17 protein-coding genes and 1 pseudogene are annotated in these 21,349 nt (G+C 62.4%); 12 read left to right on the forward strand and 6 right to left on the reverse strand.

Going from position 1 to position 21,349, the window contains the following annotated elements; translation table 11 throughout:
* Positions 1–132 precede the first annotated feature (132 nt).
* Positions 133–1,182: a histone deacetylase family protein gene (locus PQQ52_RS04690; RefSeq protein WP_408207307.1), complete on the reverse strand. Its 1,050-nt coding sequence runs from the start codon at positions 1,180–1,182 to the stop codon at positions 133–135.
* A gap of 271 nt (positions 1,183–1,453) precedes the next feature.
* Here PQQ52_RS04690 and PQQ52_RS04695 point away from each other — a divergent pair, with 271 nt between their 5' ends.
* From PQQ52_RS04695 to PQQ52_RS04710, 4 genes are all read left to right on the forward strand, one after another.
* Entirely contained in the window at positions 1,454–2,842 is a 1,389-nt protein-coding gene (locus PQQ52_RS04695; protein WP_408207309.1) for a purine-cytosine permease family protein, read from the forward strand.
* Between the two features lie 32 nt (positions 2,843–2,874).
* Entirely contained in the window at positions 2,875–4,530 is a 1,656-nt protein-coding gene (locus tag PQQ52_RS04700; protein WP_408207311.1) for a GMC family oxidoreductase, read from the forward strand.
* A gap of 109 nt (positions 4,531–4,639) precedes the next feature.
* Positions 4,640–6,055, forward strand: coding sequence for an amidase (locus PQQ52_RS04705; RefSeq protein ID WP_408207313.1), 1,416 nt, complete (start codon positions 4,640–4,642; stop codon positions 6,053–6,055).
* A gap of 328 nt (positions 6,056–6,383) precedes the next feature.
* Complete coding sequence (locus PQQ52_RS04710) at positions 6,384–6,674, forward strand: hypothetical protein (RefSeq protein ID WP_408207315.1); 291 nt, start codon at positions 6,384–6,386, stop codon at positions 6,672–6,674.
* Positions 6,675–6,713: 39 nt separating this feature from the next.
* Here PQQ52_RS04710 and PQQ52_RS04715 read toward each other — a convergent pair whose 3' ends face one another.
* From PQQ52_RS04715 to PQQ52_RS04730, 4 genes and pseudogenes are all read right to left on the reverse strand, one after another.
* The gene (locus PQQ52_RS04715) at positions 6,714–7,589 is read right to left on the reverse strand and encodes an SDR family NAD(P)-dependent oxidoreductase (protein WP_408207317.1); all 876 of its coding nucleotides are present in this window, start codon (positions 7,587–7,589) and stop codon (positions 6,714–6,716) included.
* 139 nt (positions 7,590–7,728) lie between these two features.
* Positions 7,729–8,820: pseudogene (gene ribBA / locus PQQ52_RS04720) on the reverse strand (bifunctional 3,4-dihydroxy-2-butanone-4-phosphate synthase/GTP cyclohydrolase II); the annotation flags it as partial.
* Positions 8,821–8,875: 55 nt separating this feature from the next.
* On the reverse strand, positions 8,876–9,679 hold the full coding sequence (locus tag PQQ52_RS04725; protein WP_408207319.1) for an enoyl-CoA hydratase/isomerase family protein: 804 nt from the start codon (positions 9,677–9,679) through the stop codon (positions 8,876–8,878).
* 20 nt (positions 9,680–9,699) lie between these two features.
* Positions 9,700–10,650, reverse strand: coding sequence for an alpha/beta hydrolase (locus tag PQQ52_RS04730; RefSeq protein WP_408207321.1), 951 nt, complete (start codon positions 10,648–10,650; stop codon positions 9,700–9,702).
* A 287-nt stretch (positions 10,651–10,937) separates the two neighbouring features.
* Here PQQ52_RS04730 and PQQ52_RS04735 point away from each other — a divergent pair, with 287 nt between their 5' ends.
* Positions 10,938–12,119, forward strand: a complete 1,182-nt coding sequence (locus PQQ52_RS04735; RefSeq protein WP_408207323.1) for a helix-turn-helix transcriptional regulator — start codon at positions 10,938–10,940, stop codon at positions 12,117–12,119.
* Between the two features lie 81 nt (positions 12,120–12,200).
* Here the strand turns inward: PQQ52_RS04735 and PQQ52_RS04740 are convergent, their stop codons facing one another.
* Positions 12,201–12,551 (reverse strand): VOC family protein, encoded by a 351-nt coding sequence (locus PQQ52_RS04740; RefSeq protein ID WP_408207325.1) that lies wholly within the window; start codon positions 12,549–12,551, stop codon positions 12,201–12,203.
* A gap of 318 nt (positions 12,552–12,869) precedes the next feature.
* On the opposite strand from PQQ52_RS04740, the gene PQQ52_RS04745 reads away from it, so the two are divergent.
* The 7 genes from PQQ52_RS04745 to PQQ52_RS04775 all read left to right on the forward strand — a co-directional run bounded on the left by PQQ52_RS04745 (position 12,870) and on the right by PQQ52_RS04775 (position 21,324).
* Entirely contained in the window at positions 12,870–14,024 is a 1,155-nt protein-coding gene (locus PQQ52_RS04745; protein WP_408207327.1) for an LLM class flavin-dependent oxidoreductase, read from the forward strand.
* Between the two features lie 133 nt (positions 14,025–14,157).
* Complete coding sequence (locus tag PQQ52_RS04750) at positions 14,158–15,351, forward strand: flavin-dependent monooxygenase (protein WP_408207329.1); 1,194 nt, start codon at positions 14,158–14,160, stop codon at positions 15,349–15,351.
* Positions 15,352–15,362: 11 nt separating this feature from the next.
* Positions 15,363–17,138: an FAD-dependent oxidoreductase gene (locus PQQ52_RS04755; protein ID WP_408207331.1), complete on the forward strand. Its 1,776-nt coding sequence runs from the start codon at positions 15,363–15,365 to the stop codon at positions 17,136–17,138.
* Complete coding sequence (locus PQQ52_RS04760) at positions 17,135–17,653, forward strand: flavin reductase family protein (RefSeq protein WP_408207333.1); 519 nt, start codon at positions 17,135–17,137, stop codon at positions 17,651–17,653. Before PQQ52_RS04755 ends, PQQ52_RS04760 begins: the two co-directional genes overlap by 4 nt.
* A 16-nt stretch (positions 17,654–17,669) precedes the next feature.
* Positions 17,670–19,367, forward strand: a complete 1,698-nt coding sequence (locus PQQ52_RS04765; RefSeq protein WP_408207738.1) for an FAD-binding protein — start codon at positions 17,670–17,672, stop codon at positions 19,365–19,367.
* A gap of 20 nt (positions 19,368–19,387) precedes the next feature.
* On the forward strand, positions 19,388–20,152 hold the full coding sequence (locus PQQ52_RS04770) for a glucose 1-dehydrogenase (protein WP_408207335.1): 765 nt from the start codon (positions 19,388–19,390) through the stop codon (positions 20,150–20,152).
* An 11-nt stretch (positions 20,153–20,163) separates the two neighbouring features.
* On the forward strand, positions 20,164–21,324 hold the full coding sequence (locus tag PQQ52_RS04775; protein WP_408207337.1) for a 2Fe-2S iron-sulfur cluster-binding protein: 1,161 nt from the start codon (positions 20,164–20,166) through the stop codon (positions 21,322–21,324).
* Positions 21,325–21,349: the final 25 nt, after the last annotated feature.

The following is a 21,349-nucleotide window of genomic DNA, read 5'->3' on the forward strand; positions in this document are numbered from 1 at the left end:
AACCGGTTTCCTGCCGGTTCGCGCATTCATCGGCCATTCCCGGACCTCAGGGAGCGCCTCATGCCTGGCAACGATGCGCAACGATGCGATGCGAAAAGAGTCCCATGTCCGGCACGGCGCTCGTATGGGATATCACCGCAACGCAACCCTCAGGTGTTCTTCAAAACCGGTCAGTACGCCCACCGCGTTGACGCCGATCTCTTCCACCGCGTAACCACCTTCCATCACGAACAGCGTCGGTAAGCCGAGTTGTGCGATTGCCGCACCGATTCGCGGATAGTCGTCGCTTGTGAGCCGGAACTGCGAAATCGGATCGCCTTCGAACGTATCGACCCCAAGCGAGACCACCAGTGCATCAGCCGCGAACCAGTTGATTTGCGTGCCGGCATGAGCGAGCGCTGCTGAGTACCCGGACCAATTCGTGCCCCACGGCAGCGGATAGTTAAAATTGAAGCCTTCGCCGGCGTCGCGGCCGGTTTCTTCCGCATAGCCCAGCAGATACGGGTAATCGATCGACGGGTCCGCATGCAGCGACGCGAACAGCACGTCGTCGCGTTCGTAGAAGATCGATTGCGTGCCGTTACCGTGGTGATAGTCGACATCGAGTATGGCTACACGCCTGGCACCGTGCGCGAGCCAGTGTTCGGCCGCGATGGCGGCGTTATTCAGGTAGCAGTAGCCGCCCATCACGTCGCGTCCCGCGTGATGCCCAGGCGGCCGGCACAACGCGAAGGCCGCGCGCTCGCCGTTGCTCACGCACTGCGCGCCAGTCAGGGCAACATGCGCGGATTCTTCGATCGCGTACCAGGTGCCCGAGGTAATCGGCGCACCTGCATCCATTGCATAGAAACCCAGCTTGCCGTCGATGCTAAGCGGCGCGCGGTCGCGCCGCAGGCCACGCGCCGGCCAGATGGTCGGCAGCGCATCGTGCGTGCGGCCGAGCGCGCTCCAGTCCCGCCACGCGGTTTGCAGAAAATCCAGGTAGGCATCACTGTGCACGCGGCTCAACGCGTCGATGCCGAAGCGAGTCGGAGCGATTACCTCGCCGAGCCCGACCTGGCGCAAGCGATCGTGGACGATCTCGACGCGCCGTGGCATCTCGAAGCACGGCTTCAATTCGCCGTCGATCAGTTCGCTGCGGCCATGATGAAGGCGATGGCGCTCGCCGTAGATAGTGATCAAACGTGTCTCCGAAAAGAAATGCTGCTCGGCGTAAGCACGATCCGCCGCATATCGACTATCGCCGCAGTCGTATTTTCTTTCCAAGAAGATTAAACCGATCCAATGAAGAGGCACCGTCTATGCAACGGTTGCTTCGGCACGCCCTATGCGTGTCGAGAAAAACATAGGGAAAACCAATTCAATGGAAAGCTAATTAGTTCTTTCGGTGGTTTTTTTGTTGTTGAACAGTCGGGCTGTGAATCCAATTTGACGAACCTCAAGGAACAAGCCGATGAATCAGGAAGATACGATTGGCCGTCTGGAACAAAGCACGATCCAGCCCATTCCTGCCGCCGAACGGCACGGCAAGGCGAGCGATCTGTTCACGATCTGGTTCGGCTCGAACATCATGTTGCTGACCATCGTCACCGGCGCGCTGGCCGTCACGGTGTTCAAGCAACCGTTCTGGTGGGGCGTGCTGGGAATCGTGATCGGCACGCTGGTGGGTGCGGTTTTCATGGCCCTGCACTCGGCGCAAGGGCCGCAGTTGGGTGTCCCGCAAATGGTGCAAACGCGTGGCCAGTTCGGCTCGATCGGCTCGCTGCTGGTGGTGGGGCTCGTAGTGATCATGTACCTCGGGTTCTTTGCGTCGAACCTCGTCCTCGGCGGCCAGGCGCTGCGCAGCCTGACCCCTGCCGTCAGCGTGAACGACGGCGTGATCGTCGTGGGCATACTGAGCCTCGTGGCGACGATCTTCGGCTACAACCTGATCCATGCCTATACGCGGTTGATGACGTGGTGCTCCGGTGCGGTGCTGGTGCTCGCCTTCGTGTGGATCATTTTCGTGCATGGACTGCCGGCTGATTTCTTCGCGAAGAACAGCGCGAATCTGACGGGCTTTCTCGGCACGATTTCAGTCGCGGCACTCTGGCAGATCGCCTATGCGCCCTACGTGTCCGACTATTCGCGCTACATGCCGGCTGAGACCGGCTCGCGTGTCGCATTCTGGGCAAGCTATTGGGGCTGCTCGCTTGGTTCGATCTTTCCCATGGTGCTGGGCGCCGTAATCGGCCTCATGGTGGCGGACGGAGACGTGGTCAACGGCCTCACGACGCTTACGCACGGCATCAGCACGCTGGTCGTGATCGTACTGTCTATCGGCATTGCGGCGACTAACGCAATGAATCTGTATTGCGGAGCGCTTTCGACCATCACGATTCTGCAAACGTTGTTTCCCTCATGGTCCGGCAAGGCACGAGCGCGTGCTGTCACCGCTCTGGCGCTGTTTGCCATTTCTCTGACGATTGCGTTGTTTGGTCAAAACAACTTCCTCGCGGCCTACACGAACTTCATTCTGTTGCTGTTGTACGTGCTGGTGCCCTGGACGGCGGTCAACCTGATCGACTACTACCTCGTGCGCCACGGCCAATACGATGTCGACTCGTTTTTCCGGCAGGACGGCGGTATTTATGGGCGTTTTAACGGCATTGCGATCTTCTCGTACCTGTTCGGCATTGTCGTGCAACTGCCATTCGTCGCAACCGACCTGTACACCGGGCCGATCGCGAAGAAGCTCGACGGTGCGGATATTTCATGGGTCGTCGGTCTGGTGTTGACCTCGCTGGTTTACTACGTGGGCTGCAAACGGTTTTCCCGCACAGTTGCTCGCGCGCCTGCCTGATCATTCCTCCCCGCCGCTGGAGCCCGCACAAAATGAGTCAAACAGCACAAACAATGGACTTCGACTTCGTGATCATCGGGGCTGGTTCGGCCGGCTGTGTGCTGGCGAACCGGTTGAGCGCGGATGGCCGCTATACGGTGTGTCTCGTCGAAGCGGGCGGTTCTGACAGCACACCGCGCGTGCAGGTGCCAGCCGGTACCATCACGCTCTACAAGAGCCCGCAGTACAGCTACAACTTCGAATCCGCGCCGCAAACGCGTTTGAACGGACGTAGCTTGCATTGCCCACGTGGCAAGGTGCTCGGCGGATCGAGTTCGATGAACAGCATGATCTACATTCGCGGCATGCGCTCGGACTATGACGGCTGGTCCGCGGCGGGTTGCAAAGGCTGGGCCTACGACGATCTGCTGCCGTTCTTCAAGCGCTCGGAAGGCAACCGGCTCGGACAGGACGAGACTTATCACGGGACGGGCGGCGAGTTGTCAGTCGACCGTCCGCGCGATCCGAATCCGCTCTCGCAGATGTTCATCGACGCCGCACGCGGTATCGGCTTGCCGCACAACTGCGATTTCAATGCGGACGACCCATTCGGCGTCGGCTTGTACGACGTGACGCAGAAAGCGGCGCGTCGTTTGTCGAGTTACAGGGCGTTCGTACATCCGGTTCTGCAGCGCAGGAATCTTACGCTGCTGAGCGATTGCCGTGCGTTGTCCTTGCGTCTCGAAGGCAACCGTGTGCATGGCGTGTACGTCGAGAAGGACGGCGCCACCCTGCTGCTGAATGCGAAGGGGGAAGTCGTTCTCGCCGCGGGCGCGATCGGTTCGCCGCATCTGATGCTGATGTCCGGTATCGGCGATGCTGCGCATTTGCGGGAGAGTGGTATCGACGTCAAGCATCATCTCGCGGGTGTGGGGCGCAATCTGCAGGATCATCTCGACGGCCTGGTGACCGTGCGTTCGTCGAGCGCGAAAACGCTCGGCTTTTCGCTGCGTTCGCTGCCGAAGGTGGCTGCATCGCCCTTCAAGTATCTGCTGCGTAAGAAGGGTTGGCTCACCACCAATTACGTCGAAGCCGGCGGCTTCGCGAGAACCCGTTACGCCGCTGGAGGCGACCCCGATGTGCAGTTCCATTTTGTGCCCGGCTATCGCAGCCATCGCGGGCGTCTTTTTGAATACGGTCACGGATTCGCTATTCATACCTGCGTGCTGCGGCCGAAAAGCATCGGCATGCTTACGCTGTCGCGCGAGGACAAGCGCGCGCCGCTGATCGACTACAACTTTCTCGCTCGCGAAGAAGACGCACGTGTGCTGATCGAAGGCATCAAGCTCGCGCGTTCGATCCTCGCCTCGCCGGTCTTCGATCCAATCCGCGGCAAAGAGATGCTGCCGGGCGCTTATGTGCAGTCGGATGTTGCGCTGCTCGATTACATTCGTGCGCACGCGGCCACGGTGTTCCATCCAGCGGGGACCTGCAAGATGGGCATTGATGCCGACAGCGTGGTCGATCCGCAATTGAAAGTGATTGGCCTCGAAGGCCTGCGAGTGGCCGATGCGTCGATCATGCCGACACTGGTGAGCGGCAACACCAATGCGCCCTCCATCATGATCGGCGAGAAGGCGGCCGATATGATGCTGACCGACGCTCGCCGCGGCAAAGCTACATACGAGTCCGCAATGTCCGCCGCATAAGCGCTCGGATGAAAGAACCTCGATCGCTAAAAAAGTACCCGTTTGACGACGCAAATGCACGCTACATGCGAAACTGACGGGCATCCCTACCACGAAGCCGATAGCCACTATGTCCGTCGATTTGAGTCTCATTGAGCGAAGCGCGTGCGAAATTGTCGATTTGTTGCGCGAGGAGTCAGTCAGTCCGCATGATCTGCTCGACACGCTTGCTGCTCAGGTGGAGCGCGTCGAACCGCGGGTCAACGCGTTGCCCACGTTGTGTTTCGAGCGCGCGCATGCTCATGCCGATGCGCTGCTGAAGAAGCCGGCCGGTGAGCGCGGCCTGTTGTGCGGGTTGCCGGTGCCGATCAAGGATTTGACCGATGTAGCCGGCGTGCGCACCACACGTGGTTCGCTCGTCTACCGCGATCGCATTCCTGAGACATCCGATGCCGGCGTGACACTGCTCGAAGCGCGCGGTGGCGTGGTCTATGCGAAATCCAACACGCCGGAGTTCGGTTCCGGCGGTCATACGTATAACAGCGTGTTCGGCATCACGCGCAATCCGTGGGACCTGTCGCGCTCGGCGGGCGGTTCCTCGGGCGGCGCGGCTGCCGCGTTGGCATCGGGCACGGCATGGGTCGCGCAGGGCTCCGATCTGGCGGGGTCGTTGCGCACGCCTTCGGCGTTTTGCGGCGTGGTGGGCATGCGTCCCACGGCGGGGCGGGTGTCGTATGGCCCGGCCGCCAATCCGTACGACACGCTGGGCATTCATGGACCGATGGCGCGCAACGTAACCGATGCTGCGCTGCTGCTAGACGCAATGTGCGGCGAAGTCGAATGCGCGCCGATGTCGCTGAGCGAACCGGCAACGTCGTTTCTGGAGCATGCACGCAGGCCGCAGCGTCCGGCGCGTGTCGCATTCAGCGAAGGGCTGGGTATTGCGACGGTCGAGCCGGAGATCCTCGCAATCTGCCGTAAAACGATGGACCGCCTGGCAGGTTCAGGCATCGGCGTGGATGAAAGCGATCTCGATCTGAGCGGGGCAACCCAGGCGTTCCATGCGTTGCGAGGTATCTCGTACGCGGCGAACTATGAAGAGGTACTGGCTCACCATCGTGATGTGCTGAACCCGAACGTGATCTGGAACATCGAGTTTGGCCTGCAGGTGGATAACCGCGCAATGCTCGCTGCACACCGTACGCGCGGCTTGTTGTTCCACAAGATGAACGCGCTGTTGCAGCGCTATGACGTGCTGATCTGTCCGGCTTCTATCGTGCTGCCGTTCCCGGTGGAAGCCCGCGATATCCGCGATGCTGTCGGCCGGCACTTCGATACGTATATCGATTGGCTCGCCATTACCTACGCTTTGACGCTCACCGGCATGCCGGTCATCGCAATTCCGTGCGGGATGAGCGCGAGCGGCTTGCCGGTCGGTATTCAGATCGTCGGTAAGCCGCGTGGCGAAGCTGCGTTGTTGTCCGCTGCGCGCGCGATCGAAGAGGTCATCGGGACGTGGTTTGTCGGTAAGCCGCAAACGGCTTGACGCGCGCTGACGCGGTGACCACTTGATTGCTTCGACGTGACGGCGAGTGCCGTCACGTCCACTGTTTTCTTCGATGGTGGTTTCCTTCGCAATCCACCTGCAATTTCCCCCGCAATCCCCCCGACAACCCGTCAGGCAATCCCCTTAGTCCATCCGGACGATGCCCGCACGCGTCGAATCGCCGTCAATGGCGGTATGAACCGAGAACCGTGCGACATGGCCTTCCGTCCACCGTATCGAGGCGAAAAGCCGCGCGGCAGGCGTTGGGGCAGCGCATGGGAATGGGGGCGAGCGTGATGAGGACGGGCGTGATGGGGGAGGGCTGCAAATGAAATCCAGCGTTCAGCGGGACGGACTGATTGCCGGCGTACTGGTGGCGATCGGCGTGGTGGGTGTATCCGTGCGGCAGCTCTATGCGTGCGCCTGGAGCGATGAGTTTCCCGGCATGGTGTGTACGGCCGGTTCGTCGCTGTCCTTGTTTCTGGGCATCACCGGGTTGGCTGCGTTGGCGGGACGAATCTGGGCACGCCGCTCCGGCGCGGACGAACAGTGCTTCACGTTCCTCGGCGCGGTGGGCGGTGCGGCGTTGGTGTTTGCGATGGTGGTGACAGGCTTCTAGCCGCCGAGCCGCCGAGCCGCCGAGCCGCCGAGCCGCGTCTCAGGCGACGATTGCAGGATGCGCCTGCACCGGGCCGCCCAACGCCTCGCGATGTGACGGCGGCTGACGACCGTCGAGCTCGGTGATACCGTACTCGCGCGCGAGCTCGGCACCGACCAGCACCAAACCGGATTTCTGCTGACGTTGCGGGTCGCGATACATTGCATCGATCAGGCGTCCCGTGAATTGCGGCGTCTCAGCGAGCTCGCTGAAGCCCGCATACTGTTCGGGATGCTCGGCGATCACGCGCGCGGTGCGTTCGGTTTGCAGCATGCCCATCCAGATAGAAGCCGTCGCGACGCCGTACGGTTTCAAATCGACGGCCATGTCCTTGGCGAACTTGTCGACGCCCACTTTCTGCGCGCCATACGCTGCGCCATGCATATAACAGCTCGCACCGAACGAGGAGGTGAACGCGATCAGTCCATCGCCTTGCGCGGCCATCAGTGGCGCGGCATGCCAGCTCGCAACATATGCGGAGCGCAGACCGACATTGAGAATATCCACGAGATCCAGCGGCTTTTCCCAGAACGGTGCCGGGCGAATCAGTTCATCGTGCAACGCGGTGGCGTTATTGACGAGGATGTCGAGCCGCCCGCTGTTGCGCCGGATGGAGTCGAATACTTCTGCTACCTGCCGGTCGTCGGCGTGATCGCATGTGAGGGCGATGCCTTTGCCGCCGAGCTTATCGATTTCGATCGCCGTCGCGTGCACGGTGCCTGGCAGTGGCGCGTCGCCTTCGCGTTGTGTGCGTCCAGTCACGTAGACCGTTGCGCCCGTCGCGGCGAGGGCGAGTGCGATACCTTTGCCGGCACCGCGTGAAGCGCCCGTGACGAGGGCTACGTAAGGTTGATTGGGCTTGTTGTGCTTGGTCATCCAGGATTCACCATGAGGAGGCTTCGAGTTCGTATGACGCGGACTGAGCGTTGACATGCACTGCTGCGGTGGACCGAAGAGGCGTGGACATTCGTGGCGCGCCAACCCTCTGCGCAGCGGGCGCGCGTTCGAAGGCATACGGATTGTCCAGATCCGCTTCGCCAAGCGGAATGAACGCCATGATCTCCAGTTCGTGCCCGGACAGCGCCGGCAGCCTGAATGGGCTCGACAATACATTCAGTCTACGCAGGCCGAGTTCGCGCAGAATCTGCGAGCCAATACCGGAGAGTCTGCCGTCCTTGCGTGCCGGCACGCCGTTGCTGCTGTTCATCGCATCGGCACGCATGTCGCAATCGAGCAGGACCGCTACGCCGCATCCGGCCGCATCGATTTTTTGCAACGCTGCGTGCAACGGCCACGAATGCGCGGACGGTTCGGCATCGAGCAGATCGAGCAGCGAAAAGCATTCGTGCACGCGCGTGAGCACCGGTACGTCGGGCGTTGGATTGCCGCGCACCAGCGCCAGATGGGCGGATTGGCGCACCGTGTCGCGATACTGAATCGCGCGAAATGGTCCCCACGGCGTGTGCAGCGGTCTCTCGCCGACACGTTCGACGAGCGACTCGTGAGTGCTCCGATAGTGGATCAGATCGGCAATCGTGCCGATCTTCAAGCCATGGCGCTCGGCGAATTCGATCAGTTGCGGCAGGCGCGACATGGTGCCGTCGTCGTTCATGATTTCGCAGATCACCGCGGCGGGCGTCAGCCCTGCAAGGGCGGTGAGATCGCAGCCGGCCTCGGTGTGTCCGGCACGCACCAGTACGCCGCCTTTCCGTGCTGCGATAGGGAACACGTGGCCCGGTTGCACCAGATGCTCGGCGCGCACATCCGCGTGAATCGCAGTGCGGATCGTATGCGCCCGGTCGGCCGCGGAGATGCCGGTGGTGACGCCTTGCGCTGCCTCGATGCTGACCGTGAACGCGGTGCCGTACGGCGTGCCGTTCTGTTCCGCCATCGGCGGCAGCTTGAGGTGTGCACAGTGCTCGGCGCTCAACGTCAGGCAGACGAGGCCGCGGCCAAAGCGCGCCATGAAGTTGATCGCTTCGGGGGTGACGTGCTCAGCGGCGATCAACAGATCGCCTTCGTTTTCACGATCTTCCTCGTCGACCAGAATGATCATGCGGCCGGCTTTCAGCTCGGCGACGATTTCGTCGGTAGTGGCGAGTTTCATGGGTTCATCCGTGTGCTACTGCTGTTGTTGCTGTCGCCGCAAATAAGAAAAGCGCTTAACGTGCGCTAGAACCGAACACGGGCGCGCGTTTGTCGAAGAATGCGTCGATGCCTTCGCGGAAATCGTCGCCCGCCGCACAGTGCAGAAAGCTGCGCTGTTCCGCATATAAATGCTCGGCGAAGCTGCGCTCGGGTGCGTGCAGCATCAGATTCTTGGTTTGCGCGAATGCGTCCGGCGAGAGGGCGCCCATCCGCTTTAACAACGAGCGCGTTTGCGCGGCGAGTTCGTCGTCCGGTACGACCCAGTTGACGATACCCGCTCGCAGGGCCTCGTCGGCCGTATGCCGCTCGTCGAGATACATCCATTGCGCGGCCTGCTTGGTGCCGAGCGCGCGCGGTAACGTGTAGGTTGCGCCGCCGTCGGGGGATGTGCCGATTCGGCCATACGCCGATGTGAATGTCGCGCTCTTTGCTGCGATAGCCAGATCGCAGGCCGCGACGAGGCTCAAGCCGAAGCCTGCCACTGCGCCGTTGACGCTGGCGATCACCGGTTTGCGCGAACCCGTGACGGTCTCGACCACGGTTTGCGCAAGTCGCACGAGCTTGCCGATCGCGCGGTCCCGCACCACGGGTTTGGCGTCGAGCGCGGCGCGCATGGTCTGCAAATCGCCGCCCGCCATGAAAGCGTTTCCCGCACCGGTCAGCACGATCGCGCGGATCTCGTCGTGATTAGCGAGGCGTGCGAGCTTCGCGTTCAGTTCGTTTGCCATCGCTTCGTTGAGGGCGTTCAGTGCCTCGGGGCGGTCGAACGTGAGCGTCGCGATGCCGTCTTCGGCCGCGAGGCGGATCAATGCAGTCATGTCGTGTCTGGTCAGCTAAGTCAGGTGTTCTGGACGTGCAGCGCATGGCGTAAGGTTCGCGCTGCCGTTGTGAGTGCATGGTCGGCCGCATCGAGCGCGCCGAGCAGACTGGCGAAGCCGTGCATTTGCCCCGGCCAGCGCAGATGGGTCGTGAGCACGCCCGCTTGCGCGAGACGTGCCGCATAGCGTTCGGCCTCGTCGCGCAATGGGTCGTATTCGGCGCTGATGATGGTGGCGCTGGCCACACCCGTGAGATCGGTAGCGGCGAGCGGACTGGCGAGCGGATCGGCACGATCGGCGCCCTCCGCGAAATACCGATCTTTGAACCAGCGCATCATCTCCGCCGTCAGGAAATAGCCGCTACCCGTCGATTCGTATGAAGGATGCTCGGTCGCGCAATCCACCACCGGATAGAACAGCAACTGATGCGCGATATTCACGCCGCTATGACGCAACTGCTGCGCGGCCACCGCGGCCAGATTGCCGCCTGCGCTGTCACCGGCAACGGCTAGCGCGCCAGGCCGCACGCGTAAATCGGCTGAGTTGGCGGCGGCCCAACGCACGGCGTCGCATGCATCGAGCGCGGCGGCCGGAAAACGCGCTTCCGGCGCGAGCCGGTAATCGACCGATAGCACGACCGTTCGCGCGCGTTGCGCCAGACAGCGGCACAGGTTGGCGTGCGTATCGAGCCCGCAGGAAACGAAGCCTCCGCCATGAAAAAAGACGGTAAGGGGCAGCAGGCCGTTGTCAGCGCCGCCTTCAATCACGGGCCGGTAAAGGCGCGCAGCAATCGGGCCGCTTGCGGTCGGAATCATCAGATCCTCTTCCGCCGCAATGGTGTCGCCAGGCGCAAAAGCACCGCCCGCGGCGAGCATCGCGCGGTAAGCGGGCGCGGTGAGTTGCGCGAAATCGAGTGGAGGCATGCCGGCGAAAGCAGCGAGCACGGCCTGCGCCTGGGGATCGAGCGCCATCGGGTCTCCTGAGAAAACTGTCATGAAAGCGGCTATACGGGGTATAAGCGATGCGGCCGCACATGATGCGAGTCGAGCCGTAAATCAGGCCATTCAGCGCGCAGGCCGCAACACTGAATGCATTGAAGCGCGGCGGCTTTAAGGGAGCATCGTCCGATTGGACGAGAGTTCGTTCGCACGCTCAGCGAAACTTCCCTCAGCTAAGTACTTCCCCCGATGCCAGCAAACAGATCGGCCCTTAAGCTTGGCGGCGCGATGCAAAGTCGCATGGAGGACGGAGAGTGTTGATGGAGACAAAATGGGCCCCTGAAGAGGGCCAGGCCATGAGTGAACTGGCCGAGATGAGCGTTGCGCAGTTCAGCGAACTGGCCGCGCGGATTTATCAGGGGGCGCTGGAAAGTACGCCGTGGGCTAGCGCGCTCGAACTGATCCGCACCTCGCTCGGCGCGAGCTACGCAACCCTGATTCTGCGCTCGCCTTCGAGCGACCGGCGCGGCCTGATGGTGCACGCTTCCGAAATGGGGTCGGGCGTGCCGGGCGAAGCGTCGTACAACAACTACTACTATTCGCTCGATCCGTTCGTCGGTTTGCCGGCGGATCGTGTGGTCACAGTCGACGAAGTATTCGGCGACACGGGTTGGCTCACGAGCGAGCTTTACAAGCAATTCCTGAAGCCGGCGGATATCCGCTACATTATGGGCGCCGATCTGCGCACGGAGTCCGGCGTCGAATGCCGGTTTCGCGTGTGCCGCAGTCACGCTTCGAAGCATTTTTCCGCACGCGACAAGGCGTTTTGCGCGCTGTTGCTGCCGCATTTGCGGCGGGCAGTCGAACTGCATTCGCGGCTCGATATCGTCGAGTCGGAGCGCACGCTGTATGCGAGCGCGATTGACCGCATGCTGGTGGGCACCGTGACGCTCGACGAGAGCGGCGCGATCATGCGCACTAACAGCGTGGCCGACGAAATTCTCGCGCAGGGCAACGGTCTGCGTATCGTGCACGGCAACGTTGAGGCCACCGATGCGCAGGAGAACCGCAATCTGCAACGTCTGGTGCGTCATGCACTGATGGGACACTTTGGCACCGCCGCGCCGATTGTCGAAGCCATGCCGATCACGCGCGGTTGCGACAAGCCGAAACTCGGCGTGCTGGTGCGCACGATTCCGCTATCGGACTGGTCCGAGGACAACAAGCGCCGCCCGGCCACCGTGCTGTTTCTGCGCGATCCGGATCGCAAATCGCAGGGAGCGCAGGAGATCGTACGCAAGCTATTCGACCTCACGCCTGCGGAAACCTCGCTCGCGTTGCTGTTGACTAATGGCCTGACGCTGGAAGAAGCGGCCGACGAATTGGGCATCAGCAAGAACACCGCGCGGGCCCACCTGAGGGCGATCTTCTCGAAGACCGGCGTAACGCGTCAGGCCACGCTCGTGCGCATTCTGCTGGCTAGTGTGGTGCCGCTCGGCTGAACCAGGGCGAAAGTCACCTGATTTGAACGAAGCGACTACGTGTGCCGTGCTTATATCAAGTGCGGCACGCCATCCAACGGTTTAAATCGCTCGCTTTTGCGACAACACCAGCAACGCGCCATTCTTGTCCTCCAGCACCGCGCGCAATTCGTGCGGCCCTTGCTGAACCGGCACCCGCACTGACGCACCCGCTGCCACCACACGCGCCATTGCTGCGTACAGGTCGTCGTTTTCGTCCACCCGAAACACCAGCGCCGCGCGCTCGACGATCCGTTCTTCGGCGGCCACCAGTGCGATGCCCAGCGCGCCGCCGTCGAGCGCGCAATAGCGTTCACCGTCGCGGAATTTCACCGTCAAACCCAGCCCGTCGACAAAGAACGGCAGCGCCGCATCGATCGTGTCGACCGGGTACAGCATCATCGAAGCCTTCATTGCATTTCACTCCCATCAATAGAGTCGCGTTATGTAGCGACTCGATCGTAGCGCCACGGGCGAGCGCCGCACGAGGTCCAATCGGACTAGCCAAGCGTGAAAAGCACGGCGAAACGCCAGGCGAACGAAAACGAAGAAAACACCTTCGATCAAAGCTTCTACGCCAGATCGCACACCGTTAATCCAAATAGACGATGCCGGCCCGCACGCGCGAACTGAAACTTCATTCCGTGGACCGTCACGATCATCGTAGGAATCGGTGGGTCGGGAGCGGACCGCCCGTTTCAGCACAGTCCAAAATTCATGGAGACGCACGCAATGAAGTTTTCTCTGATTTACGAAGCCCAGACCACGGACGCTTCGCGGGAAGGCGATCACCGGGTATTCAAGGAGACCGTCGAGCAGGCGTTGCTCGCCGAACAGATGGGTTTCGATACCGTCTGGTGCGTCGAACACACGTCGCTAACGAACTACGCGCATATGAGCGCCCCGGAAACCTTCCTCGCGTATCTGGCCGGCCGCACGACCCGCATTGGCCTCGGCCATGGCGTGATCTGCCTGCCGCCCGCGATGAATCATCCGATCAAGGTGGCCGAACGCGTGGCCATGCTCGACATTCTGTCCGGCGGCCGTGTGCATTTCGGCGTCGGCAAAGGCGGCAGCCAGCAGGAAGCAGGCGCGTTCGGCTACGACCTCGCCGAGCTGCAACCGATGATCGACGAATCGATGTACCTCGTGCCGAAGATGTTCGTGCAGGACGAGATCGAGCACGACGGCAAATACATCAAGATTCCTAAACGGCCGATTCACCCGAAGCCGTTCCAGGACCCGCATCCGCCAATGTACATGGCGTGTACCAACAACGACGGCCTGCTGCGGGCTGGTCAGCGTGGTTTGGGCGCACTGGTGCTCGGTTTCGGCGGTCCCGACGAAGTCGCCAAGAAAAACGCGCTGTATCGCGAAGCATGGGCGACCCGCAAAGCGGAAGACCAGGTCGGTTTCCGTCCGACGCAGCATCTGGCCGCCCTGTGCCCGACCGTGGTACTGACCGATGGCCAGCAGGCCCGCAAGATCGGCATTCGCGGACAGCGCTATTTCATGGAGTCACTGGCTTACTGGTACACCGGCGGCGAACGCCCGAACCCGGATAACTGGGGCGATGACCTCGTGAAGGGCAATACCGGCGAAATGGTGATCCGTTCGCGCTTCGCGTCGGAAGAAGTGGTGGTCGATTTCAGCGATCCTGCGCTTTCGATGATGAACCCGAATCACGCGTACGGCACCGTTGACGATTGCATCGGCTATGTGGGCCGGCTGATGGAAGCAGGTGTGGACGAAGTGCTGTTCCTCTGCCAGATGGGCACGGTGTCCCAGGAAGCGCAGCTCGAAACGATCCGCAACATCGGCGAGCACGTGATTCCGTATTTCAGTCGCCTGAAGGCCGACAAGGAGAAGGCGCAGGTTGCCGCATAAGGTCGCTGCATAACAGCGGGTGAGGCGGGCGTCGCTAGTCTCTTCAGACGATGCGACGCCGCAGCCGGAGCTCGAAGATGAACCCAACAGAATAAGCGCGACACCCATCTCGCGCGCCATCATGGAGACAGCCGTGCATCGCGACAACGATTCGAACGCCCTTGCAACTGAACTCATCGCCCGCGCTGAAGCGCTCGCACCGGTACTCGCCGGGCGTGCCGCTCAGGCCGAGGCGAATGGCCGGATTCCCGCTGAGACACTGGCCGATTTCCAGGCCGCCGGTTTTTTCAAGGTCCTTCAGCCGAAGCGTTATGGCGGCTACGAACTCGATCCGCAGACCTTCTTCGAGATTCAGATGGCCATGGCGCGCGGCTGCATGTCGACCGCATGGGTGTACGGCGTGGTCGGCGTGCACAACTGGCAGTTGGCGCTGTTCGACGAACGCGCGCAGCAGGACGTGTGGGGCAAGGATCCTGGCACGCTGATTGCATCGACCTATATGCCGGTAGGCCGGGTGACGCCGGTTGAAGGCGGCTTCCGGCTGTCCGGGCACTGGAAGTTTTCCAGCGGCAGCGAACTGTGCGAATGGATCTTTCTCGGCGCGCTGGTGCCGCCGGCGAAAGAAGGCGAACCGCCGGAATACCGCACCTTCCTGCTGCCGAAAAGCGATTACACGATCGAACAGGATTGGGACGTACTCGGCTTACGCGCGACCGGCAGTCACGACATCGTGGTGAACGATGCGTTCGTGCCGGACTATCGTACGCACAAGGCCATCGACGGCATGATGGGCACGAGCCCTGGTCTCGCCGTCAACGACGCACCGCTATTCCACTTGCCGTTTGCGCAGATCTTCGTGCGTGCGGTGTGCACCGCATGTATCGGCGCGTTGCAAGGCGCGCTGGACGACTTCACGTCGTATGCCGCCACGCGCGTGAGCGCCAACAGCGGCGCGAAAACCACCGACGACACCGGCGCACAAACCGCCTGCGCCAACGCGGCGGTTGCACTCGACGAAATGAAGCTGCTGCTCAAGCGCAATTTCGCCGAACTGCTTGCGGCCGCTAACGGTGGCCCGGCTGTCTCGATCGAGCGGCGCGTGCATTTCCGCTATCAATCCGCGCAGGTGGCTGAACGCTGCGCGCAGGCCGCCAATGCGCTGCTGCGTTACGCGGGCGGCAACGGCATTTATAACCGCAATCCGCTGGTACGGCGCTTTCTCGATCTGCATGCAGCGCGTGCGCACTACGCAAATAATCTGGATCGCTTCGGCCAGAATCTCGGCGCCGTGATGCTCGGGCGTCCGAACACCGATTTCTTCGTTTGATGGATGCAGCCATGAGCGAACAGCAAACGCAGACGCATGTGTTCGACGTGGTGGTGGTCGGCTCCGGCGCGGGCGGCATGCTGGCCGCCTGTCGCGCGGCCGACCGCGGCCTGTCCGTCATCGTGCTCGAAAAGAGCGACGTGTACGGCGGGACCTCGGCGGTGTCGGGTGGTGGTATCTGGATTCCGTGCAACCACCATATCGCCGAAATGGGCGCCACGGATACACCTGAGGCCGCACGAACCTACATTGATGCCTGCACGAAAGGCGCCACCGCTAGCGACCGGATCGACGCGTATCTCGACATCGCACCCGAGATGTTGCGCTATGTCGAAGCGAATACGCCCGTGCGTTATGAAGCATTGCCGAAGTACGCGGACTATTTTCAGAACCTGCCGGGATCGATGCCGGGTTACCGCGCGCTCGATCCCTTGCCGGTGGACGGCGCCTCGCTCGGTGAAGAATTCGCGCGGTTGCGCCTGCCTTCACCAGGAACGCTGATTGGTGGCCGAGTGGCGGTGACGTCGAAAGAGGCGCACATGCTGCTGTCGAAAGCGCCCGGTTATATCGGACTCGCGTTGAAGCAATTCGGCCGCTACTGGTTCGATATACGCGCGCGCAGCCGCTCGCGGCGCGATCGCCGCCTGACGCTCGGCAACGCGTTGGCAGGTGGCCTGCGTCGTGCGTTGCTCGATCGCGACATTCCACTGTGGCTCAACGCGCCGATGACCGAGTTGCTCGAAGCAGACGCACGCGTAACGGGCGTCGTGGTGGAGCGCGGTGGAGAAAACGTGCGGGTGCTCGCAAAACGCGGCGTGATTCTCGCGGCCGGCGGCTTCGAACGCAATCAGGCGATGCGCGAGCGCTATCTGCCGCGTCCAACGCAAGCGCAGTGGAGCGCAACGCCACCGAACAATACAGGTGATGCGATTGCCGTCGGTCTGGAACTGGGCGCACAGACCGCGTTGATGGAACACGTGTGGGGTGCGCCGACCGTGCACGTCGATCATGAGGAAAAGCAGCGTGCGCTGTTCGTCGAACGCAATCTGCCAGGTTGCGTGGTGGTCAACGGACTTGGCAAGCGTTTCGTCAACGAGGCGGCGCCATATTCCGAGTTCGTGCCGGCGATGTATCGCGACCATGCGAATACCGGTGCCTGCGTGCCGGCATGGATGGTGTTCGACGCGCAGTTCCGCCACAAATATCCGTGTGGGCCGATCATGCCCGGCGCGATGATGCCGGACACCCGTATCCCCGCGGCGTTTCGTTCGTTGCTCTACAAGGCCGATTCGCTCGACGCGCTGGCCGCGCAAATTGGCATCGATGCACAAGGCTTGCGCGACACTGTGGTGAAGATGAATCGCTACGCCGCGACCGGCATCGACGAAGAATTCGCCAAAGGCGGCAATGCCTTCGATACCTACTACGGCGACCCCGGCGTCAAGCCGAATCCGTGCCTCGCGCCGATCGGGACCGGGCCGTTCTACGCCGTGCGTATCGACGCCGGCGACATCGGCACCAAAGGCGGTCTCCTCACCGATGCCCGCGCCCGGGTTTTGCGCACGGACGGTACACCGATTGCCGGTCTCTACGCGATCGGCAACACCAGCGCGTCGATGATGGGGGCGAGCTATCCCGGCGCGGGTTCGACGCTCGGCCCTGCCATGACCTTCGGTTACATCGCCGCGAATCATCTCGCCGACGCCGACGACGATCTCAACGGCGAGGTCAGCACTTCAGGAACAGCACGCGCTGCAAGCAGCGAACTTCGCGGAGTCACGTCATGACCGAACTCACTTCACATCCGTTGCGCGCCGATATGCTGCTGGCAATGCGCCGCCTTGCACGCTCGGTTGCCGTTATCAGTTGCAGCGACGGCGAACGGCGCTATTCGATGTCGGCCACCGCGGTCGATTCGCTCTCGACCGAACCGCCATCGCTGCTGATCTGCATCAACCGCACGTCGTCGATTTTTCCGCCGCTTGATAAGGGCGCGGCGTTTTGCGTGAACGTGCTTTCGGCGCAGCATCAGCATATTGCGATCGATTGCAGCGGGCGCCTCAAAGGCGAAGAACGTTTCACCACCGGCAACTGGCAGAGCTCGGATCATGGCGTGCCGTATCTGCACGATGCGCAGGCGAGCCTCATCTGCACGCAGGACGGTCGCTTCGACTACGGCACGCATGCAATTTTCATCGGCCGTGTCGAGCAGGTGCTGATCAGCGGCGAGGTCGATCCACTGGTGTATGTGGACGGTGTCTATACCACCGCTGCGGCGCCCGTGCGCTGCGCAGCGGTCTAAGCGGGCGCGCGGCGTGATGCAGAGCCCCTCGTCCGCCCAGCAGGGATCGGCTACGCCGGTCGAAGCGCCGCTCGTCGTCGACGATCCCGCCTGCGTGCGTTGGGACGACGTGTGCGACGTGCTGGTCGCGGGCTTCGGTGCGGCGGGCGCGTGTGCCGCACTGGAAGCGGCGGCGGCAGGCGCGAAAGTGCGGATCGTCGAGCGTTTCGAGGGCGGCGGCGCGAGCGCGAAAAGTGGCGGCGTGGTCTACGCAGGCGGGGGCACGCGCTATCAAACCGAAGCCGGTTACAGCGACACGCCCGAGGCGATGTTCGATTACTTGCAGCAGGAAGTGGGCGACGCGGTGTCCGCGGCGACGCTCAAACGCTTTTGCGCCGGCAGTGTCGACATGCTGCGGTGGCTCGAACGTCTGGGCGTGCGTTTTGCCGCGTCGGTGCCGCCACGCAAGACGTCGTATCCGCAGAATCGCTATTACCTCTACTACTCGGGCAACGAGGCGGTAGGCGATGCCGTGCGTGAGCATGCGCCTGCTCCGCGTGGGCATCGCGTGGTCGGTGACGGTATGTCGGGCCGCGTGCTGTATGACACGTTGCGACGCGCGGTGGATGCGCAGCCATTCGTCGACACGATGTGCCACGCAAGCGTGCGCCGGTTGGTTACCGATCGCTGCGGTCGCGTGATCGGTGCTCAAGTCTGGCAAGTGGCGCCGGGCCGTGCCCAGCGCACCCATCGGCGACTTGCGCGCTGGGCGGAACGCCTGCATAACGGCATGCCGGCGTGGGCCGACTGGTTACGCGCAGCGCTCCATCGCGTCGAACAGCGCGAAGGTCGTCTCATTACGATCAAAGCCGATGCCGTGGTGTTGAGCACGGGCGGCTTCATCTTCAATCGGTCGATGGTGGCGCACTACGCGCCGCGTTATCTGCCGAACTGGCGTCTTGGCACCACCGGTTGTGACGGCTCCGGCATCCGGCTCGGTTTGTCTGCCGGTGGCATGGCGCGGCGGCTCGAACGTGTGTCTGCGTGGCGCTTCATCAATCCGCCTTATGCGTGGGCACAAGGCTGCGTCGTGGATCGCAATGGCGAGCGCTTTTGCAATGAGGAAGTCTACGGCGCGGCGCTCGGCCACGCGATATGCGAAACGCGCGAAGGGCACGCATGGCTGATTCTCGATGCGCGGCTCGTGAAGCTCGCGCTGAAGGAGTGTTTGCTCGGCAAGCTGTGGGCGTTTCAAAGCGTGCCCGCAATGCTGTTGATGCTGGCAGGCCGCAAACGCGCCCGCTCGCTGGCCGATCTGGCCGCCCGCATCGGTAGCGATCCTGCGGTGCTCGCGCAAACCGTCCATACCTACAACCTGGGCGCGCTTAACGGCATCGACCGTATGTTCGGAAAATCCTCTGCCATGTTGCGTCCGCTCATGCAAGGACCGTATTACGCGATCGACATTTCATCGGACAGCCGCATTTTCCCTTGCCCGTCGATCACGCTGGGCGGCTTGCAGGTCGACGAGACGACCAATGCTGTGTTGTCGGCACAGGGCACGCCGATTGAAGGCCTGTTCGCGGCCGGCCGGGCCGCGTGCGGCCTGGCATCGAATCATTACGTGAGTGGCCTTTCGCTCGCGGACTGTATCTGGTCCGGCCGCCAGGCAGGCCGGGCCGCAGCGGGCGTAGTTCTTGCGAACACCGCCCATTCCCTGACTGAAACTGACTGATACTGAAAGAGAGAACGAAGATGGGAGACAGACTCAAAGGCAAGATCGCCGTCGTCACAGGCGCCGCGAGCGGTGTCGGCAAACAGGACGCGTTGTTGTTCGCCCGTGAAGGCGCGCGTGTCGTGCTCACCGACGTCAACGAAGAAGCCGGCCGCGAAGTGGCTGCGCAGATCGGTGATGCCGCGTTGTTCGTGCGTCATGACATCACGTCCGAGGCCGGCTGGAACGATGTATTCGGCGCGACGCAAACGGCCTTCGGAACGCCGGATGTATTGGTCAATAACGCCGCGGTACTGTTGCTCGGCAGCATTGAAGACACCACGCTCGAACAATGGCAACGCGTGCTGCGCATCAATGCCGAAGGCTATTTTCTCGGTTGCCGCGCGGCAGTCAAAGCGATGAAGGAGAAGGGTGGCTCGATCGTCAACATGTCTTCGGTGGCGGCATTGGGTGGACTCGGCGCCTTCTGCGCGTACTCGGCCAGCAAAGGCGCGGTGACGGCCATGACGCGCGCAATCGCCGCGCACTGCAAGCAGCAGGGTTACAAGGTCCGCTGCAACACCATTCACCCGGACGGCATTCTCACGCCGATGACCGCACCGTTCTTCGGTACAGCCGAAGAAACCCGCGACGCGCTCACGCAATCGGTCGATCCGCACGGTCGGATGTGTCTGCCGGAAGACATCGCGAATCTGGTGCTGTTCCTTGCGTCCGATGAATCGCGCTTCATCAACGGCAGCGAGTATCGGATCGACAATGCGCAGATGATCATGGGCATCGCCTGAGTTCGCACGCCATGGCCGATTCGCGTTTTCACCGGCTCAAAGTGGCGAACGTGATCGCGGAGAGCGCCGACGCGCGCTCTTTCGTGTTCGAGTTGCCACAGGCGCTTCACGATGCATTCAGCTATCGCCCGGGGCAGTTTCTCACGCTCAAGGTGCCGTGCGCGGATGCTACCGTGCAGCGCTGTTATTCGCTTTCGAGCGCGCCGGGCATTGACCGCGCGCCGAAGATCACCGTCAAGCGGGTTCGCGATGGGCGCGTGTCGAACTGGCTGTGCGACAGCATTCAACCCGGTGACGAGCTCGACGTGATGGTGCCCGCGGGCGTGTTCACGCCGCGTTCGCTCGACGGCGACCTGCTTCTGTTCGCGGGCGGCAGCGGCGTTACGCCGGTACTGTCGATTCTCAAGTCCGCGCTGGTGAACGGGCGTGGCATGCTCACCTTGATTTACGCGAATCGGGACGCGCAGTCGGTAATTTTCAGCGAAGAACTGCGGCAACTCGGACAACGGCACGCCGGACGATTGCGGGTGATTCACTGGCTCGATAGCGTGCAGGGTATTCCGCAGCAGCGTCATCTGGAAGAACTGGCGCGGCCGTGGAGTACGCAGGAATGCTTTATCTGCGGGCCGGCGCTGTTCATGGAGAACGCGTTGGCGGCAATGCTTGCGCTGGGTTTGCCGCGTGCGAAGGTGCATGTGGAGCGGTTTGCGTCGCTGCCCGATTTGCCGGCTACGGTTGACGCGTCTGTGCCTCGGGTCGCTGGCGTGCCGGGGGTTGCCGGAGTGTCCGGAGTGTCCGGAGTGTCCGGCGCACCCGGAGTACGCACTGCGTCCATGGCGCCGGAAGCGCCCGACGTGCCCATCGCATCCGAACCGCTCCAGACGACCTCGATCGCAAATGCCGCAATCGAAACCGTGCTCGACGGCAACACCTTCACCTTCGTCTGCGAAACGGGTGAAACCCTGCTCGACGCCATGCTGCGCGCCGACGTGCCGGCCCCCAACTCGTGCCGCAGTGGTTTGTGCGGCGCCTGCATGTGCCGGGTCGAGGCCGGCAGCGTGAACCTGAACGCCAACCACGTGCTCGACGCAGCCGATCTGACCGACGGCTGGACGCTTGCCTGTAGTGCGACACCCGCCAGCGCGATGCTGCGCGTGGTCTTCCCCGACTAGGTTCGCGGTTCGCACGCGCGGTTCC

Source organism: Paraburkholderia sediminicola (assembly GCF_046030555.1).
Taxonomy (GTDB): Bacteria; Pseudomonadota; Gammaproteobacteria; order Burkholderiales; family Burkholderiaceae; genus Paraburkholderia; species Paraburkholderia sediminicola_E.

Bases quoted from the DNA above. Each gene is read 5' to 3' on its own strand.
- PQQ52_RS04695 (WP_408207309.1), top strand. From the start codon at position 1,454: ATGAATCAGGAAGATACGATTGGCCGTCTGGAACAAAGCACGATCCAG.
- PQQ52_RS04700 (WP_408207311.1), top strand. From the start codon at position 2,875: ATGAGTCAAACAGCACAAACAATGGACTTCGACTTCGTGATCATCGGG.
- PQQ52_RS04705 (WP_408207313.1), top strand. From the start codon at position 4,640: ATGTCCGTCGATTTGAGTCTCATTGAGCGAAGCGCGTGCGAAATTGTC.
- PQQ52_RS04710 (WP_408207315.1), top strand. From the start codon at position 6,384: ATGAAATCCAGCGTTCAGCGGGACGGACTGATTGCCGGCGTACTGGTG.
- PQQ52_RS04715 (WP_408207317.1), bottom strand. From the start codon at position 7,589: ATGACCAAGCACAACAAGCCCAATCAACCTTACGTAGCCCTCGTCACG.
- PQQ52_RS04725 (WP_408207319.1), bottom strand. From the start codon at position 9,679: ATGACTGCATTGATCCGCCTCGCGGCCGAAGACGGCATCGCGACGCTC.
- PQQ52_RS04730 (WP_408207321.1), bottom strand. From the start codon at position 10,650: ATGGCGCTCGATCCCCAGGCGCAGGCCGTGCTCGCTGCTTTCGCCGGC.
- PQQ52_RS04735 (WP_408207323.1), top strand. From the start codon at position 10,938: ATGGAGACAAAATGGGCCCCTGAAGAGGGCCAGGCCATGAGTGAACTG.
- PQQ52_RS04740 (WP_408207325.1), bottom strand. From the start codon at position 12,551: ATGAAGGCTTCGATGATGCTGTACCCGGTCGACACGATCGATGCGGCG.
- PQQ52_RS04745 (WP_408207327.1), top strand. From the start codon at position 12,870: ATGAAGTTTTCTCTGATTTACGAAGCCCAGACCACGGACGCTTCGCGG.
- PQQ52_RS04755 (WP_408207331.1), top strand. From the start codon at position 15,363: ATGAGCGAACAGCAAACGCAGACGCATGTGTTCGACGTGGTGGTGGTC.
- PQQ52_RS04760 (WP_408207333.1), top strand. From the start codon at position 17,135: ATGACCGAACTCACTTCACATCCGTTGCGCGCCGATATGCTGCTGGCA.
- PQQ52_RS04765 (WP_408207738.1), top strand. From the start codon at position 17,670: ATGCAGAGCCCCTCGTCCGCCCAGCAGGGATCGGCTACGCCGGTCGAA.
- PQQ52_RS04770 (WP_408207335.1), top strand. From the start codon at position 19,388: ATGGGAGACAGACTCAAAGGCAAGATCGCCGTCGTCACAGGCGCCGCG.
- PQQ52_RS04775 (WP_408207337.1), top strand. From the start codon at position 20,164: ATGGCCGATTCGCGTTTTCACCGGCTCAAAGTGGCGAACGTGATCGCG.